The 17,838-nt window shown below is 62.5% G+C and carries 14 protein-coding genes and 2 tRNA genes; 13 read left to right on the forward strand and 3 right to left on the reverse strand.

Annotation, left to right across the window (positions count from 1 at the left end):
* Positions 1-79 precede the first annotated feature (79 nt).
* The 12 genes from BN1130_RS11460 (at position 80) to BN1130_RS11520 (ending at position 14,015) form a co-directional block, all read left to right on the forward strand.
* Entirely contained in the window at positions 80-1,483 is a 1,404-nt protein-coding gene (locus BN1130_RS11460) for a Na+/H+ antiporter NhaC family protein (protein WP_042042152.1), read from the forward strand.
* 203 nt (positions 1,484-1,686) lie between these two features.
* A tRNA-Asn gene (locus BN1130_RS11470) sits at positions 1,687-1,762 on the forward strand.
* 2 nt (positions 1,763-1,764) lie between these two features.
* Positions 1,765-1,840 (forward strand) — tRNA-Asn (locus BN1130_RS11475).
* Positions 1,841-2,139: 299 nt separating this feature from the next.
* Positions 2,140-2,637, forward strand: coding sequence for a YqhA family protein (locus BN1130_RS11480; RefSeq protein WP_042042154.1), 498 nt, complete (start codon positions 2,140-2,142; stop codon positions 2,635-2,637).
* A gap of 213 nt (positions 2,638-2,850) precedes the next feature.
* Positions 2,851-3,300, forward strand: coding sequence for a hypothetical protein (locus BN1130_RS11485; RefSeq protein ID WP_042042155.1), 450 nt, complete (start codon positions 2,851-2,853; stop codon positions 3,298-3,300).
* A gap of 4 nt (positions 3,301-3,304) precedes the next feature.
* Positions 3,305-6,295 (forward strand): YncE family protein, encoded by a 2,991-nt coding sequence (locus BN1130_RS11490; RefSeq protein ID WP_042042156.1) that lies wholly within the window; start codon positions 3,305-3,307, stop codon positions 6,293-6,295.
* Positions 6,295-7,119, forward strand: coding sequence for an FTR1 family iron permease (locus BN1130_RS11495; RefSeq protein ID WP_042042157.1), 825 nt, complete (start codon positions 6,295-6,297; stop codon positions 7,117-7,119). The genes BN1130_RS11490 and BN1130_RS11495 overlap by 1 nt, the downstream gene beginning before the upstream one ends.
* 80 nt (positions 7,120-7,199) lie before the next feature.
* Positions 7,200-8,621 carry an NAD(P)/FAD-dependent oxidoreductase gene (locus BN1130_RS11500; RefSeq protein WP_042042158.1) on the forward strand — a complete coding sequence of 474 codons (1,422 nt, stop codon included), beginning with the start codon at positions 7,200-7,202 and terminating at the stop codon, positions 8,619-8,621.
* A 224-nt stretch (positions 8,622-8,845) separates the two neighbouring features.
* Positions 8,846-9,406: a hypothetical protein gene (locus tag BN1130_RS11505; RefSeq protein ID WP_042042160.1), complete on the forward strand. Its 561-nt coding sequence runs from the start codon at positions 8,846-8,848 to the stop codon at positions 9,404-9,406.
* A gap of 143 nt (positions 9,407-9,549) precedes the next feature.
* Positions 9,550-10,965, forward strand: coding sequence for a hypothetical protein (locus BN1130_RS11510; protein WP_370736610.1), 1,416 nt, complete (start codon positions 9,550-9,552; stop codon positions 10,963-10,965).
* A gap of 76 nt (positions 10,966-11,041) precedes the next feature.
* On the forward strand, positions 11,042-12,694 hold the full coding sequence (locus BN1130_RS11515) for a putative glycosyltransferase family protein (protein WP_042042161.1): 1,653 nt from the start codon (positions 11,042-11,044) through the stop codon (positions 12,692-12,694).
* 121 nt (positions 12,695-12,815) lie between these two features.
* Positions 12,816-14,015: a Bcr/CflA family multidrug efflux MFS transporter gene (locus tag BN1130_RS11520; RefSeq protein WP_042042162.1), complete on the forward strand. Its 1,200-nt coding sequence runs from the start codon at positions 12,816-12,818 to the stop codon at positions 14,013-14,015.
* A gap of 110 nt (positions 14,016-14,125) precedes the next feature.
* Here BN1130_RS11520 and BN1130_RS11525 read toward each other — a convergent pair whose 3' ends face one another.
* From BN1130_RS11525 to BN1130_RS11535, 3 genes are all read right to left on the reverse strand, one after another.
* Complete coding sequence (locus tag BN1130_RS11525; protein ID WP_042042163.1) at positions 14,126-14,704, reverse strand: pyridoxamine 5'-phosphate oxidase family protein; 579 nt, start codon at positions 14,702-14,704, stop codon at positions 14,126-14,128.
* 73 nt (positions 14,705-14,777) lie between these two features.
* A complete protein-coding gene (nhaD, locus tag BN1130_RS11530; protein ID WP_042042165.1) occupies positions 14,778-16,208 on the reverse strand; it encodes a sodium:proton antiporter NhaD in 1,431 nt (476 codons plus the stop codon).
* 163 nt (positions 16,209-16,371) lie between these two features.
* Complete coding sequence (locus tag BN1130_RS11535) at positions 16,372-16,836, reverse strand: DUF4357 domain-containing protein (protein ID WP_042042166.1); 465 nt, start codon at positions 16,834-16,836, stop codon at positions 16,372-16,374.
* Positions 16,837-17,074: 238 nt separating this feature from the next.
* On the opposite strand from BN1130_RS11535, the gene BN1130_RS11540 reads away from it, so the two are divergent.
* Positions 17,075-17,770, forward strand: a complete 696-nt coding sequence (locus BN1130_RS11540; protein ID WP_042042296.1) for an ABC transporter ATP-binding protein — start codon at positions 17,075-17,077, stop codon at positions 17,768-17,770.
* Positions 17,771-17,838 lie beyond the last annotated feature (68 nt).

Raw genomic sequence — 17,838 nt, forward strand, 5'->3', positions numbered from 1 at the left:
GCCCCTCGACATCACCTTGCCGGGCACTCTCTTTTAGTATGCCGGCCAAGGCCGGTTCCGATAAAAGGACCCTATGCGCATGTCCGAACCGACTGCCCTGAGTCTCATCCCTCCCATCGTCGTACTGGTACTGGCAATCTGGCTGCGCCGCCCCATTCTCTCCCTCATCATAGGGACGGTTGCGGGTCTGCTGCTGCTCAGCGCCAACCCCTTCGATGCCCTCGATACCTTCGCCGAGGTCTCCCTGCGTACCATGCAGGATGAGACGATCGGCTGGCTGATCCTGGTATGCGGCAGCTTTGGCTCCCTCATCGCCCTGCTGGTGCGCACCGGCGGCGCCATGGCGTTCGGTCAACAGGCACTCAAGTTGGCCAAGGGGCCGAAATCCTCCCTCTTCATGACCTTCATGCTGGGGCTGGTCATCTTCATCGATGACTACCTCAACGCCCTGACCGTGGGCGAGACCATGAAGAGAGTCACCGACCGCTTCAAGGTCTCCCGAGAGATGCTGGCCTATGTGGTGGACTCCACTGCGGCCCCGGTCTGCGTGCTGGTCCCTCTCTCCACCTGGGCCGTCTTCTTCGGTGGTCTGCTGGAAAATAACGGCGTGGCCGCAACGGGCGAGGGGATCAACGTCTACTTCCAGGCGATTCCTTACATGCTCTATGCCTGGCTGGCCGTGCTCATGGTGCTGTTGGTGATCCTGGGGATCGTGCCGGCCATAGGCCCCATGAAACGGGCAGAGTTGCGGGCACAGCATGGCAGCGTCGGCGCCATGCGGGTCAGCGATAGTGAACTCATGCAAGATGCGGATCTCACCCCGGACAGCTATGCGGTCAAGTCCATCGAGGAGGAGTTTTCCCAGGCAGATCGCGCCGGCAAGCTACACAACTTCCTGGTGCCCATGGCCATGCTGGTCGGTTTCACCGTCTATTTCGACATCGACATCTGGAAGGGGCTGCTGGTCACCCTGCTGCTGACCATCCCCTACTACATGGCCCAGCGGCTGATGCCCCTTGCCGAGATGATGGAGCAGATGATTGACGGCTTCAAAACCATGTTGCCCGCCATCGGCACAGTGATAGCCGCCTTCGTGTTCAAGGACATCTGTGATCAGCTGCACCTGCCGCAATACGTGATCAACAGCCTGACCCCTTACATGACGCCGCAGATGCTGCCTGCCGTGGTCTTCGTCTCCATGGCGGTGCTGGCCTTTGCCACCGGCTCCTCCTGGGGGATTTTCGCGGTCACCATCCCCATCGTCATGCCCCTGGCTCACTCGGTCGGCGCCGATATTCCGCTGGTGATAGGCGCCCTGCTGTCAGCCTCCTCGTTTGGTAGCCAGGCCTGCTTCTATAGCGACTCCACCGTACTGGCCGCCCAAGGTTCAGGTTGCGATCTGGTCAGTCATGCGGTGACCCAGTTGCCCTATGCCCTGCTGACCGCAGCCATTGCCTTCGTCGGCTTCATCATCATCGCCTGATTGCAGGCGGGCCAGTTGCCCGCCTGTCCAGGTAGTTGATAGTTGAGGGGTATTCGCTGGCAAATTGCTGATTGTGCTGAAAATACCCCATAACGGCCAAGTTTTCGGCAAACAGCATCAAAAGTGATATTTGTAGCCGAGCGCCAGCTTGACACCCGGCGCCCGGCTCTTTAATATGCCGCTGTCTCAACGAGACAGGCAATTCCTCCTTAGTTCAGTCGGTAGAACGGCGGACTGTTAATCCGTATGTCGCTGGTTCAAGTCCAGCAGGAGGAGCCAATTCCCTCGTAGTTCAGTCGGTAGAACGGCGGACTGTTAATCCGTATGTCACTGGTTCAAGTCCAGTCGAGGGAGCCACATTCGAAAGCCCGCTTAGGAAACTAAGCGGGCTTTTTCATGTCTATCCCTTCATGGTTTCACCCTGAGCCAGCTACCCCCACTGCATGCTCTCCCACATACCTCGCGCGCTGAACAATCGGCACGCCCCGTTTCGCTCGGCTCAACTTCGACAAGCAATGACTTCGGTCCCGTTCTCGCTCGGCTCAGCTGGGTGAATTGTTCAGGCTCTCGCTCAGCAGATCAGATCGTTAACCGGCATGTTTTATGGCCGCCATCTGAGTCATAATCCCCACCCCTGCCCCCGCCAAGGAATCACCATGGGCCGCTTCAATCTCTTGCTCACTGGCAGCCGTCTCATGATGCTGCCTTTTTATGTCTGCATGCTGCTCAGCGTGTTGCTGCTGATGGTCAAGTTTGCCCTCAAGCTCTACGAACTGTGCCGCGACATCCTCACCATCCACTATCTGGACTTGGTGACCGGGGTGCTGACCCTGGTGGATTTTGTACTGGTGGCCCAGATGCTGATCCTGGTTGCCCTGTGCGGCTATGTGCAGTTCATCAAGACCCCGGAGCAACGGGAGACCCTCGGCGACAACTGGCTATACAAGATCAACTTCGCCTCCCTGAAGCTCATTGTCATCAACTCCCTGGTGACCATTGCCGGGATAGAAGTGCTCAAGGCCTTCCTCGAAGATGGGGTCGGCAACGAGACCGAGATGAAGTGGTCTGTCATCGTGTTTCTCGCCTTCTCCACCGCCGCACTCATCTACGCCATCACCGAACGACTGGCGGATCACCATCCCGAAAAGCCCTGAACAGCAGGGCCGTAATGGGGATGGTGTATCCTGGCTGGACGAGACGGCGGGCATCGGCGGCGGGGTCACAGACGGCAAGCAGAGAGGCTGAACTGGCCCAGGGGTTTTATTCATCTTCTATTCATTGATTAACGAATTGATAATTCTTTTCATTGCTCTTACCCCATTGTAGACTTGCTCCGCCTGGGGTCATTCCCCGGCAGTGGAGCCGTTATGACCCGTCTTTCCCTCTCACCACGATACCTCTGGCAGTGGTTGGCCTATCACCATCAGGCCGCCGAGGGCTCCCTCTACCTGATGTTCTTCTCCGGCCTGCTGCTGTGGGAGCCACTGACCCCGGTCTGGTCCCTGGCACGCTGGAACCTGTTTCTCCATGTGATGCTCTCCCTCTCCCTGTTTCCCCTGTTGTTTGGCGCCTTCTGGCTCTCCCATCGCAGCCTGCTGAACAAGAGCCGCAAACCCTTTCTGCGCACCACGGGCCGCATCATCGAAGGCCTGCTGCTGGTCTGTCTCGCCAGCGGCCTGTTGCTGGTGCTGCACGGCACCCCGGGGGACAGCCTGGGCAACCTCGCCAGCTGGGCCCACTGGCTGAGCGCGCTAGCGTTGACGCCCCTGGTGCTGCGCCACGCCTGGCGCTGGACCATCTTGAAATGGCGTGCCTGATCCTATGTTGAAGTTGTTGTTATCCCTGATGTTTGCCGCCCTGCTGCTGGGCAGCCCCCTTGCCAGCGCCCAGGAGATGGGCACGGCCATGCTAGCCTATGACGAGGGCGACGCCCCTCGCCTGCTGGTGGCCAACCAGGGCGCCGGCTCGGTCACCCTGCTCGAGCGGGGCAGCGGCAAGCGGCTCAACGAGGCACAACTGGGGGGGGATCTGCGCCAGCTGGCCCGCGCCGATGACGGCACCCTGCTGGTGACCGACTACAGCGGCGATCGCCTGCTGCTGCTGGACGAAGATCTCGACTTGGAGAGGGCTATCCCCACCGGCCATAGACCCTATGGGGTCATCTTCGATGCCAAGCGGCATTGGTTCTGGGTCACGCTGTTCGAATCGGCTCGCCTGCAGGCCTACGACAGCTCGGGCAAGCTTCAGCTGAATGCAGAGACGGCCGAGACACCCCGCGGGCTGGCGCTGACCGACGACGATCGCCTGCTGCTCACCCACGCCATGACGGGCCAGCTCGCCATCTATGATCTCGCCAAGCTCGCGGACGGGAGCACGGGGGCCACCCTGCCCAAGCCGCACCTGATCACTCTGGCCGAGACCCACAGCGACACCCCAAGCGACTCCCAGGGTCTGCCGCGTCTGCTGGACGGCATCGCCCTCTCCCCCGATGGCAGCGAAGCCTGGCTACCCCACGTGCTCTGGAGCTTCGACCACCCCTTCCAGTTTCAGAGCACCGTCTTCCCGGCCGTCTCCATCATAGATCTCGATGAAGAGAAGGAGCGGGTCGATGAAAGAAAACAGCTCTTCTTGCAGATCAATCTGCCAAGCGTCGGCAACCGCAGCCAGATCGTCTCCAACCCCTTCGCCGCGCGCTTCGCCGCCGATGGCAAGCGGGTCTACCTGACCCTGGCAGGTTCCGAGGACTTGCTGGTGTTCGACCTCTCCCGCAGCGGCAAATCCAACAGCAACCGTCACAGACGCAAGAAGTTCCAGGGGGGCGCCAAGGCGACCCAGCTCTTGCGTCACCTGCCGGGCCAGAACCCGCGGGACTTGCTGATCGACGGCGACCACATCCTGGTGCACAACGTCATGGGGCAGGATCTCACCCGCCTCCATAGCGGCGGCAGCGGCCCCTTCGCCCGGGTCACGGTCGATGTGCCCCACTTCGCCAAGCTGGTAGAGACGGATCCCCGCCCCGAACCGCTCAGGCGCGGCGAGCGGCTATTCAACCTGGGTAACACAGCGTCCAACTCACGCTTCCCCATGGCGGGGGACAACTGGATGAGCTGCAACTCCTGCCATCTGGACGGATTCAACTTCACCAACCGCCATCTGATGGCGGCCCATCGCCAGCAGAGCGGCGACAACGCCATCAACGGCCACGCCAACCTCGCCAACATGGTGGCGGGGGACTTCGTCGGCGAATACCTGCGCATGACCCAGCAGACCCAGGGCGGCATGGGCCACGACGGTCGCGATGGGGCCGAGGCGGTTGATCCCGTCAAGCCCCAGCCCGAGGTGAAGGCCATGATGGAGGATCTGCACGCCTTCGTGACGGCGGACGGCAACCTCCCCTATCTCGCCAACTGGCTGCGGCTCGATGCCCCGCGCACGGATCCCACCAAGGCGCCGACGACCCATCCCAAGGAGTGGCTCAACTCCGCCTCCTGCCAGAACTGCCACCAGGCGGCGTTCAAGGACTGGAGCGAGAGCAACCACAGGCTGATGGGCAACTCCCACCCCTACTACAAGGTGGTGCAGGCGCTGGCCCGCGAAACCGAAGGGGAAGCCTTCGGTCAGTGGTGCCAGGGTTGCCACATGCCCCAGCAGGTGCTTAACGGCCAGACTGAGCTGCCCAAGGGCTCTCACATGTTCGAGCAGGGGGGCGCCTCGCTGATCGCGGCCCACAAGGCAGGCGAGCCCGTGGTGGAGGAAGGGACAGGCTGCGTGCTCTGCCATCGCATCACAAGGCTCGAAGATGCCGGCGGCAACAGCGCCTTCACGGTGAACCTCAAAGACCGCGAGAGCTATGTGTTCGAGGATGCCCCGGGGGGCAGCGCCCGCCACTGGCTGGCAGAGCGGCAGATCAACGCCCGCCCGACGGCCCACAAAGCCTCCTACCAGAAGGATTTCTATCAGGATGCGGCCCTGTGCAAGTCCTGCCACAACGAGTTTGCCCCGGGCAGCGGCGCCAATATCGTCAACACCTGGGACGAGTGGGAGAACTCCAGCTTCGCCAAGGCGGAGGATCCCGCCAAGCGGCGCAGCTGCATCGACTGCCATATGAACCCGGAGCCGGGCAACGGCGGCGCCCCTGTGGCGGGCCAGTCCACCGAAAACGGCACAATGAAAGAGCGCCTCTATCGCCACAACTTTACCGGCGCCCAGCACCAGCTGGTGGGGTTACGAAATCCAGACCTTGAGCAGGAGAGCCTGGCCCTGCTGCGCTCCAGCGCGACGCTCTCTGCCCGTATCGAACAGGCTGCCGATGGGCAGCAACTGGTGGTGCGGGTCGCCAACACAGGCGCCGGCCACGCCCTGCCCACCGGAGTGGCCGATTTCCGTGAACTCTGGCTGGAGCTGACCGTCACCGACGCCAGCGGCAAGCTGGTGCTTGCAAGCGGCCAGCCGGTGGAGGGCGCCGTGCCCGAGGATGCGCGCTTGTTCCGCAAGGTATTCGGCGATGCCGAGGGCAAGCCGGTCGGCCTCAAGTTCTGGCGCTACGCCAAGCTCCTGGAAGACACCCGCATCCCGGCCGATGGCTGGCGCGATGAAGCCTGGCCGCTGCCAGCGGATGCCAAGGGGCCCTTCCAGGCCGATATCAGACTCAATTTCCGCACCTACCCCAAGTGGGTCAGTGATGCGGTGCACGCCGCCGAGCCGAGCCTGCCGGCGCCACCCATAGTGCTGCTCACGCGTCTACAACTAAATCGGTTGCAACTTACCTTGCAGCCTCTCCCCGTCACGCCCGCTACGGAGCCTCAATCCTGATGTTTGCAAGTTTTCTCATTACCCTGCGCGAGGGGCTGGAAGCCTTCCTGCTGGTCGGCATCTGCCTCTCCTACCTCGCCAAGCTGGGGGCGAGTCGCTACAACAAGTTCATCTATCTGGGTGTCGGGCTTGGCCTTGTCGCTTCCCTGATCGTCGCCTTCCTGTTCCAGGTGGTGGTGAGCCAGTTCGAGAGCGAGCGTTACAACCACCTCTTGATGGCGGGGATCCTCATCTTCGCCACCCTGGTGCTCACCTATATGGCGATCTGGATGCAAAAGCAGGCCAAATCCCAGGTAGGGGCCATGACGGCGCGCATCGATGCGGCCATCGACGGCGGCAACCTGTTCGGTCTGGTGCTGCTCGCCTTCCTCGCCGTGATGCGGGAGGGCTTTGAAACCGTGCTCTTCTTCTCGGCCCTGGTCTATTCCGGGCAAGGGGTGGATCTGCACGAGGGACTGATGGGGGCGCTGGCGGGGCTGCTGGTCTCTGTGGTGCTGGTGTGGGGGCTGCTGCGCTCCACCCGCAAGGTGGCGCTGGCCCCCTTCTTCCGCTGGACCGGGCTGCTGATCATCATCATAGCCGCGGGGCTGCTGTCGTCCGCCGTCAACATGTTGCAGGCGGCGGACGTCATCACCTTCTGGACCACGCCCGTGTTCAACATCAGCCACATCCTCGACGATCAGGGGGTCTTCGGCACCTTCCTGCGCGCCCTGTTTGGCTACAATGCCTCACCGGCCGGCTTGCAGTTGCTGACCTGGGCCACCTATCTGGCCATCTTCGTCACCCTCTGGCATCGCAGCTATCGTCCTCGGGTGCAGGGATAAACCCGTCCCCGGTTGCAACCCCATTCGGGGGCCGCGCCCTGGCGCGGTCCCCTTAGATATCAAGCCGTTTCGGAACACTCATGAGCGACAACAACAAGAAGATTGCGGTACTGGGTGCCGGTCCCGCCGGTCTGATGGCCGCCTGGCGCCTGTGCCAGGCCGGTTTTTCGGTCACCCTGTTCGAGCAGGAGAGCGTGGTGGGGGGCATGTGCGCCACCCAGACCTTCAAGGGGCGCGATGGCGAGTATCGCTTCGACTACGGCGGCCACCGCTTCATCACCAAGAACCCCGAGCTGCTCGCCTTTATCGACGAGCTGATGGGGGACGACTTGCTCCACGCCGAGCGCAAGAGCGTCATCCGCTTTGGCGGGCGCACCTATGACTACCCCTTGAACCTCACCAACCTGCTGAGGACTGCCCCCCTAACCCTGATGGCGGGCGCGGTGAAAGACTTGCTGCTGTTGCCCTTTGCCAAGAAGCCGGACGATTTCGCCAAGGCGAGCTTTGCCGAGTGGATCCAGAGCCACTTCGGCCGCACCCTCTATCGCCAGTTCTTCGAGGGTTACACCGGCAAGCTCTGGGGCATCAACCCGGACAAACTCTCCGCCGACTGGGCCGGTCAGCGCATCAGCCTGATCGACCTTAAAGACGTGGCGCGCCGCCTGCTGCCTAGACGCAAGGGCAACCTCTCGGTGCGCACCTATGCCCGCAAGTACCGCTATCCCAAATACGGCTTTGGCCAGATCTTCACCACCCTGGGTGAGCGGCTGGTAGCAGAAGGCGTGACGGTCAAGACAGGCGCCACCATCAGCCGCCTCGAGCAGGTCGATGGCCGGATCGAACGAGTTTATTGGTCACAAGATAACGTTGAGCAGAGCGAGCACTTTGATCAGGTGATCTCCACCCTACCGCTGCCACTCACCTGCCAGCATCTGGGCTTGCCGTGCGATCTCCACTACCGGTCTCTGCGCTTCGTCAATATGCCGCTTAAACAGGAGAACCTGTCGGACAACACCTGGCAGTACCTCTCCGACCCCCATATTCTGGCCACTCGCCTGCAGGAGCCGCGCCGCCGCAGCCCCTTTATGGCGCCACAGGGCCAGACCTCGGTGATGCTGGAGATCCCCTGCAATCCGGGGGATGCCACCTGGCAGGCACCGCTGGCCGAGCTGCGGGGCCGGGTGACAGAGGATCTGGCAACGCTTGGTGTAGATACCCAGAAGCTTGGCGATGAGACCTTCGAGGCGCGAAGCGAATACGCCTATCCGCTGATGGATCTCGGCTATCAGACGCGCCGCAACGCCGCCATTCAGGCACTGATGCCTATAGCCAACCTCATCATGACCGGCCGTCAGGGGACATTCCGCTACATCTTCACCGACACCGCCATGGAGATGGGAATGATGGCTGCGGACATGGTGATCGACGGGGTAGACAGACGCCATGCCATCTTCAATCATCGCAACGAAAATACCGTCATTGAAACCCAGAGCGTGGCCTGAGGATGGTGACAGGTGTTCAACAGGCAAACCGACGCCGCAACATCTTCAATCATCGCAATGAAAACAGCATGATTGAAACCCAGAGCGTGGCCTGATGGATGGTGACAGGTGTTCAACAGGCAAACCGACGCCGCAACACCTTCAATCATCGCAATGAAAATACTGTGATCGAAACCCAGAGCGTGGCTTGAGCCCGGCTGAATACATCAACGAAGGAGAACAGGATGACCATACGCCCGGGTTTACTTGCCCTCACTCTGCTGCTGACCCTCAGCGGACAGGCCCAGGCCTACTCCTACGCGGCGGCGGGCAAGGAGCCGCTGATCGATGCCCGCGAGCAGTTGCTCACCGCCGCCAGCGAAGGCCAGGATGGCAGCGCCATACTGGCCAGCCTTGCCGAGGAGCTCGGCTACCTGGAGCAGCACCACAAGGTGACACTGCAAGCGCCGCTGGCGGCGGCCATCGCGGCCAAGGATGCCAAGGGCACGGCCGCCCTGCTCAATCGCGCCTACAAGGCGGAGATCGAGCGTCGCCTCGAGGGGGCCAGCCAGAATCTCGGCGATTACCAGACCGCCAAGGTGCTGGTGGTCAAGAGCAAGCGCTTCCTCGATTTGATCCTCCCCTCCCTCAGCGAAGGGGATCGCAAGGCGGCCGATCAGGCGCTGGCCCAGGTGCTCGATGCCATCGGCAACCCTGGGGTGTTCGGGGTGGGTGCCAAACCCGCCGATGCCGCCGCCTTCGCCGAAGCGGAGAAAGCGCTGATGGCCGTGCTGGCACCGCTCTGATGACCACCTGCCAATCATTGCGCCATCTCGCGGTGACAAACGGTGGGTGTCGCTTCGTGCTACCCGCCCTACCCACAGCCTGCCGATAGATGCCCCCGAACGCCGGTTTGCCCCCTTCTCCCCTTGCGGGAGAAGGGCTGGGGATGAGGGGGACGATAGCGTCTCGGCATTGGGCTTCCCCCTGCACCACCACCATTTGGCTGCTTGCCCTGCTGCAACTGGCTTGGCTCGGCTGGCTATTTTCCTTCCCGGTGGCCCTCGATTCCGACGATGCGCTGAACTTTGCCCACGGGGTGACGCGTTTCAGCGTGCTGGAGTTTGCCCCCCACTTTCCAGGCTACCCCGTCTTCATCTGGCTGGCCCGGTTGCTCAATCTGGGGCTGGCAGACCCCATTGCCGCCGTGCACTATGCCAGCCTGCTGGGAACGGCACCTATCCCGCCTCTGCTCGCCTGGTTGGTGGCGCGTCGCTGGCAGGCTCCCGCCTTGCTCGCTCCCCTCTGGTTGCTTGGCCTGGGTCTGCCGCTGGTGCCCGCCCTGGGGCTGGCAGGTTTGTCCGATGGCCCCGCACTGGCCGCCTGGCTCGGCGCCCTGCTCGCCTTGACGCCAAGCGGCCACTCTCCCTTGAGCGCGCGCAGACTCATGCTGGCCGGGTTGCTTGTCGGCATCATGCTGGGCCTTCGCCCCTCGTACTTTGTGTTAGCCCTGCTGCCAGGGCTGCTCGGCTGGCAAGGAGGGCGCATCCGGTTCTTGCTGCTGCCCATCCTGCTGGTGGGGCTGCTCTGCCTGGCCTTTGTCTGGCAGGGGGATGGCTGGGCCTATTTTAGCGAGGGGCGCCGCTTCACCAGCGGTCATTTCACCCTGTGGGGCAACACGGCGGTGGCCCATGGGGATCGCCTGCTGAGCTGGGCTCAGACGCTCAATACCCAGTTCAGCCCGCTCTGGCCGCTGGCCTTGCCCCTCATCGGCTTAGGTCTGCGCAACATGGCGGCGGCGAGCGGGCGGGCACTGGCCAGCCGCTATGGCCTGAGTTGGCTTACCCTGCTGCTCTGGACGCTGTTTGGCCAAAATCCGGATAACCCCCGCCATCTGGCCCCCCTGTTGCTGCTCAGCCTTCTGCTGGCCGCAGGCGCCTTGATCACGCCCGGCAAGACGGGGGCAGGATGGGGGCGCCGCCTTGTCCCAGGGCGCTCCTCTCCCAACCATCTTGGCCCCCCCTTTCCCCTGCTGCTCTGTCTGCTCGGCCTCTGGCTGCTCTGCACCACTCTGACCCCGGCGCGGCCTGCGGCCCTGTATGCGGCGAAACAGCTGGCCGAGCAGCGCTGTCCGGCCCTCGTCACCCAATGGGGGGTACGACTGCTGCGGGAACAGAGCGCCCTGGCCATCACGGATGCCTGGTATGAGGGGGATGCTCGTCTGGCCCTGGCCGAGGGTGCCTGTCGGCTCAGCCGTCGTCCCCTGTCCGAGCTGACCACCCACAATCCCCCTCTCACGCCCCTCTGGTTCGCGCCGCGTTTTCGGACTGAGCCCGGGCTCTGGCTCGGTATCCCCCCCTCTTGAAGCGATCCAGAGGATCTGTCTCAGACAGAGCTCGACTACACTCAGCCCGCATCCCCCACTACCGAGATCATGCTGGATGACATACCGCCTCTGCCTGGTTCCCCTCACCCTGCTCATGGCGACGGGCGCCCTGCTGATGCCTCTCTGGTGGCAGGGGGGCAGCCAGGGTCATGATCTCTTCCATCACCTGCTCTCCGGTCACTATTTTGCGGCGCAGCTCTGGCAGGGTGAACTCTATCCTCGCTGGTTGATGGCCATGAATGGCGGTTTTGGCAGCCCGACCTTCTTCTTCTATCCGCCGCTGCCCTACTATGTCAGCGCACTCTTTGCGGGTCCCGATCTTGCACCCCACAGGGCCATCTATCCCCTGCTGGCCAGCGCGACCCTGGCGCTGTTTCTCTCCGGACTCTTCGCCTATCTCTGGCTGTGCCGTCTGACCTCTTGCGGACGGGCCCTGGCCGTGAGTCTGCTCTATCTCGCCCTGCCCTATCACCTGGCCATCGATCTCTATGCCCGCTTCGCCCTCGCCGAGTTTTGGGCCTTCGTCTGGGCCCCCCTTGCCTTGCTGGGCCAGGAGCTCATCTGCCGCAACAGGCCCATGGGCCCCACCTTGCTGGCCCTGGCCGTGGCGTTGCTGGCGCTCTCCCACCTGCCCAGTCTGCTGTTGACTCTGGGGCTCGTCACCCTGCTGGGGTTGTTGCACGCCCGCCAGACAGCGGCGCTTGGCGCTCTTTGGCAATCCCTGTCCGCCCAGGGGCTGGGCATGGGGATGGCGGCCATGTTGCTGTTTCCTGCATTGCTCGATCAAGGTGCCATCTCCATGGAGCTGATGCGCGGTGGCATCTTCGATTTTCGCCGCAACTTCCTCGACCGATTACCCAGCGGATGGCATGACTGGTATTTTCGCGGCCAGCTGGCCTGGCTGACCATCCTGACCCTGGGGCTGCTGCTGCTTGCCTGGGCCGGGGCGGCCGATCCCAGGCGAACCAGCCTGCAGTGCTGGGGCGTGGTGGGGGTGCTGGCCTTCCTGATGATGCTGCCGGTGAGCCAACCCCTGTGGTGGCTGCTGCCCCCCCTGCAACAGGTGCAGTTTCCCTGGCGCTGCAATCTGATCCTGACCCTGGCCACCCTGGCCGTGGTGGCATTGGCGACACCGGCGCCAGGCCTCTGGCGTTATGGCTGGTGGGGGTTATTGCTCCTGACGCTGGTCTCCTCCCTGACCTATGTGAAGCATGCCCCCCTCACCCAGGCCCCCGACAAGGCGGTGCTGGACGCCGAATTCGACAGCAAGCGCAGCGCCCGGGAGTACAGGCCCAGCCAGGTGCCCAAGGGGGAGTTCACCCCCACAAGGCTCGCCTGGAAGGAGGAGTTCCAGCCCCCCATCGTCACGCAGCAAGCCGATGTCCAGTGGCAAGTCAGGCACTGGCAGGCCCGCCACCTCGAACTTGAGGTGACGGCCAAGGCCCCGGCCCGGCTGCTGCTGCACCAGTATGACTATCCCGGCTGGCAAGCCTGGCTCGATGACAGTCTCCCCCTGGCCGTGAGCGCCAATCACCAGGGGCTGATCCAGGTCTGGGTGCCGGCGGGTCATCACCGCCTGACCCTGCGCCTCGCACCGCGCTGGCCGGAGCTAGCTGGCTATGGCGTCTCCTTGCTGGCCTGGCTGTTCTGGCTTTACCTGAGCTACCGCGCCCTGGTGCATGCCCGCCCCATCTCCGAGGGGGGCTAAGCCACACTCGATGTGCCAACACTCAATGGGCGGCCATATCCGGTCTGGATGTGGCCGCTGCCCGGGCAAAGCTGCTAGACTCACCCCTTTGTCACGCCGTCATCCCAACCCCGGACTCTCTATGCCACAGACGCCCCTCTCGCCACGCTTCCTGTTTATCCTGCTCGGTGCCCTCGCCGGTCTCACCCCGCTGGCGGTGGACATGTATCTGCCCGCCATCCCCAACATCGCTCAGGACTTGGCCACCAGCATTGATGGCGCCCAACTCACCATCAGCGCCTTCCTCGGCGGTTTTGCCATCGGCCAGCTGTTCTATGGCCCGCTGGCCGACAGCTTTGGCCGCAAGCCGGTGATACTGGCGGGTCTGGTGATGTTCTCCATCGCCTCGGTCGGTTGCGCCATGGCGGACTCCCTGCCCGAACTGCTGGCCTGGCGCATGGTGCAAGCCGCGGGAGGGGCGGCGGGCTCTGTGGTGGTCAATGCCCTGCTCCGTGACATGTTCGAGAAAGATGCCTTCTCCCGCGCCATGTCTTTCGTGATCCTGGTGATGACCCTCGCCCCCCTGGTGGCTCCCATCATTGGCGGCTATATCGGTGCCCATGCCAGCTGGCGCCTCATCTTCTGGCTGCTGGTCGCCATCAGCTTGCTGATCTGCGTGGTGATGCAGTGGAAGATCCAGGAGACCCTCAAGCCCGAGCTGCGCCAACCCCTGCGTCTGGGTCAGATCTTGCGTAACTACTGGGGCGTATTGAGCCACCGCCGCGCCATGGGCTATGTGCTGTGCGGCGCCCTCTCCAGCTCGGGCATGTTCGCCTTCTTGAGTGGCTCCCCTTATGTCTATATCGAGTATTTCCATGTGCCGACCCAGCACTATGGCTGGCTGTTCGGCCTCAATATCTTGCTGATGATGCTGGTGACCTTTGCCAACAGCCGACTGGTGAAGGGAGTAGGTTCGGAGCGCATGCTGCAATACGGTCTGACGGTGCTGCCCCTGGCCGGCCTCCTGCTGGTCTATAACGCCTGGAGTGAGAGCGGCGGCCTCTGGGGCATCGTCATCCCCATAGTGCTGTTTGTCGGCCACATCAGTCTGGTGGGAGCCAATGCCATGACGGGTCTGCTCGGCCACTTTCACCAGGCGGCGGGTACCGCCTCTGCCCTGGCGGGCACCCTGAGATTCGGGGTCGGCGCCCTGGTTGGCATCCTGGTCAACCTCAACCCGCCGCAATCTCCCCTGCCCATGGCCATCGCCATCGCCGGCTGTGGCCTGGGGGCGACCCTCTGCTACTGGTTGCTGGCCGGCAGACGTCCCGCCACAAGCTGAGGCTTGTCTCTCCCACGAAAAAGCCCTGTCTGTTCAGACAGGGCTTTTTCGTGCTCCTGTCACCGGGTTTTAGCGGTGACAGTGCGGGTTGGCGCGGGGAGCGCGCTGACTTATTGCTCGGGGTCTTGCACCGCCGGCAGGCCGCTGCGGACCACTATCTCGCTCTCAAAGCCATCCAGGCTCTGCTGGTTCTTCTTGCGCCAGTAGGCCTCAATCCCTTGCTGTCCCTGACGCTCGGACCAGTTGGCCAAGTCCACCCTGTCAGCCTGATAGTCGTACAGCGGCACCGACATGCCGCAAGAGGACTGCACGCTATCGATGTCGAGCAAGAAGATCTGCCGGGCCGCCACGCTGGGGGGAAACAGCGCCATCGCCTCGTCCCAGTCCAGATCGCCGCGATGCAGTACCCGTGCCTGGCCATAGGCCCGCAGTATCATCGGTGCCCCCTCGAAGGCGCAGAACATCACCGTCATGCGCGGGTTCTGCAACACATGGGCCGCCGACTCGTTGCCACTGCCGGTCAGATTGAGCCAGGCCAGGGTGTTGCCATCAATGACCCGCAAAGAGTCACCCCCCTTGGGCGAGAGATTGACGGTGCCCTCCTCTGCCGCCGTGCCGACAAAAAAGATCTTCTGCGCCTCGATAAAGGCACAATGACGCGGTGAAAGCGCCTCGAATAACTGTCCCATCTGCTTGTTCCCTCGGCTTTATCTGGCGATGACGCAGCGCTCCTGATGAGCGCCTTTCCTGGGGACGAGCATATCAAAACAGGGCGCTATTGAGCCACAAGTGAGCACCTATGCTCGCCAGATAGCCAAGCAGGATGACAGGCAGCCATTTGAGGTGGCCAAAGAAGGTATACATGCCGTGAGCCTGCCCCATCAGCGCCACCCCGGCGGCCGATCCGATGGAGAGCAGACTCCCCCCCACTCCCGCCGTCAGGGTCACCAGCAGCCACTGCCCCAGGGGCATATTCGGATCCATCGACAGCACGGCAAACATCACGGGGATGTTGTCGACCATGGAAGAGAGCAGGCCGATGGCGATGTTGGCCCAGGTCTGCTGTCCGCCCTCGTAGAGGAAGTGGGAGACCAGCTCCAGATAGCCCATGAAGCCGAGCCCGCCGACGCACATCACCACCCCGTAGAAGAACAACAAGGTGTCCCATTCGGCTTTCGCTATCTTGTTGAATACATCGAACAGCACGACCGATCCCAGACGCCGCAAGCGTTCATGAGCGCCGGTGCGCTCGTAGAGGGCACGCTTACGCGCCAGGGAACCTGGCAGCGTCTTGCGCAGGTAGAAGCCGAAAAATTGCAGATAACCCAACCCCATCATCATGCCCAGTACAGGGGGCAGCAGCAGGAAGTGATAACAGAGGACGGCGGTCACTATGGTCAGGATAAAGAGCAGCACTATGGTGCGGGCTCCCCGCTTGAGCTCCACCACCTCACGGAGGGCATTGGGGGCATGGCGCGGCACCATGAGGCTCATCAGCAGGGCGGGCACCAGGAAATTGAGCAAAGAGGGAATAAAGAGCAACAAGAACTGGCCGAATTGCACCTTGCCAGCCTGCCACACCATCAGGGTGGTGATATCGCCAAAGGGGCTGAAGGCCCCGCCCGCATTAGCCGCCACCACTATGTTGATGCAGGCCAGATTGACGAAGCGGCGATCGCCATTGGCCACTTTGAGGACCACGGCGCACATCAACAGCGCCGTGGTCATGTTGTCTGCCATCGGCGAAATGAAAAAGGCCAAGCCACCGGTGAGCCAGAACAGGGTGCGCAGCCCGAAGCCCGATCGCACCAACCAGGCACGCAGGGCGTCGAACAGCAGCCGGTCCTCCATGGCGTTGATGTAGGTCATGGCCACCAGCAGGAAGAGCATCAGCTCGGCATATTCCAGCAAATTGTGGCGAAACCCGTCGTGGACCAGGGTACTGAGCCCCTGCTCGGCGTAGACGATGCCAATCAATATCCAGATGATACCGGCCGCGATCAACACAGGTTTGGATTTGCGCAGTTGCAGGTACTCTTCGGCCATCACCAGGGCATAGGCAAAGACGAAGATGGCCACGGCAAACCAGCCAACACCGCTGTCGGTCAGGGGAATGCCGCCACTGTTGGCGACGCTGGCGCAGGAAAACAGACTGAGCCCAAGCAGGGCCATGAGGCGTATAAAACCAGACATAACTGCTCTTCCGTTGAGAACGGTCTGGCCTTGATGCTAGCAGCCGATACAAAAATAAATTGTATCCATATCAAGCTTTTCAGTATTGCTGCTCGAAAACACGCACCTCGTTGAGCCCTGGGAAAAGCAATTGGCCAGGCTCCAGAAAAGCCCGGCATCCTGGCTATTTTTTTCCGAAACCTGACTGTTTCAGGGTATGACCGCTGCTGTTGTGCCAGGCATCCAGGCCGCTGCGGTTATTGCCCGCCACCAGGCTGGCCGCGAGACTCGGGCTATTGAACAGTTGATCCTGGGTGAAGAGGAAGCCCTGCTCCTTTGGGGCAAGCACGCCCTTGGCGAGCAGCTCTTCACGCAGTTCGATCACCGCCTCGCGCAGGGAGGCCGCGTCCACCCCATTGGCAGTGGAGCCCGCCAACACCATGAAGCCCGGATTTTGCCGCTTGCCGACCGGGTAACCGTGGGCCTCTGCCCCCTTGCCGCTGAAGTGATAAATTTCCCGCTCGCCCGGCTTGGTCTCTGCCAGGGCTTTTTGCAGTGTCATCAGCTCGTTATAGATGTCGATGGGCACCACAGCCGCTTGCTTGTTGCCCTTGCCATCGACGATAAAATTGACCTGCTTGTGTAACATCCTTGCCATCCTCTAAGCCACGATGCCCTATTCTACCCAGCTCTGCCAGGCAGGATCCAGACAGGATCCTGCTCCGTTTTGCTGCCCGGATCACGCCTCGCCCAAGACGAGCGCCTCCCCCTTGGCCTATAGTGGCCCCAGACTCGGATAACGCGCCGCCGAGTCAGTCGGCGGGCTCAGGGAGAGTAACATGCCAAGGCTCAACCAGATCCACAAGAACAGGATCAAGGAGGTCAGTCTGTTAAAGGTTGTCAAACTCCACAAAGGGTTCGAGGGGGACGGCACAAGGCAGCCCCTGCTGCAGGGGGTGGATTTTTGCCTGATGCCGGGGGAGATCTGCCTGCTGCTCGGCCAGAGTGGCTGCGGCAAATCGACCCTGCTCAACCTGATTGCCGGTCTTATCGCCCCCGACAGCGGCGAGATCTGGCTCGGCGATACCCGGCTCGATCTGTTGTCTTCCCACGCACTAGCGCAGCTGCGGGGCCGCGAATTTGGCATCGTCTATCAGGATTTCAACTTGCTGGCGGCCCTGACCGTGGCCGAGAACCTGCGACTGCCCAGGGAGATCAACGGTCAGCCCCAGGATGAGGCGGCGCTGACGCAGCTGCTCGACGAGCTCGGCCTTGGCGCAAAACGCCACGCCTGGCCCGAGCAACTCTCCGGCGGCCAGCGACAACGGGTAGCGCTGGGGCGGGCACTGATCCACCATCCTGCTTGGCTCCTGGCCGACGAACCCACCGGCAGCCTGGATGAGGAGAACGCCGAGCAGATGATGGCGCTCATGGTCGCTGCGGTGCGCGAACGCGGCACCGGTCTGCTACTGGTGAGCCACAACCCCGCCTACGCCGCCCTGGCCGATCGCGTGTTGCGGCTGAGTGCGGGCCGCTTGCAACCCGTCGAGCGCCATCCACCTCAACCTGCCTCCCCATGCTGATCTTTCTCTCCTTGCTGCGGCTTTACCGACGTCATCCCTGGCTATTGTTGATGAGCCTGTGCGGCTCG

Origin of the sequence: Aeromonas rivuli (genome assembly GCF_000820045.1) — a bacterium.
GTDB classification, from domain to species: Bacteria; Pseudomonadota; Gammaproteobacteria; order Enterobacterales; family Aeromonadaceae; genus Aeromonas; species Aeromonas rivuli.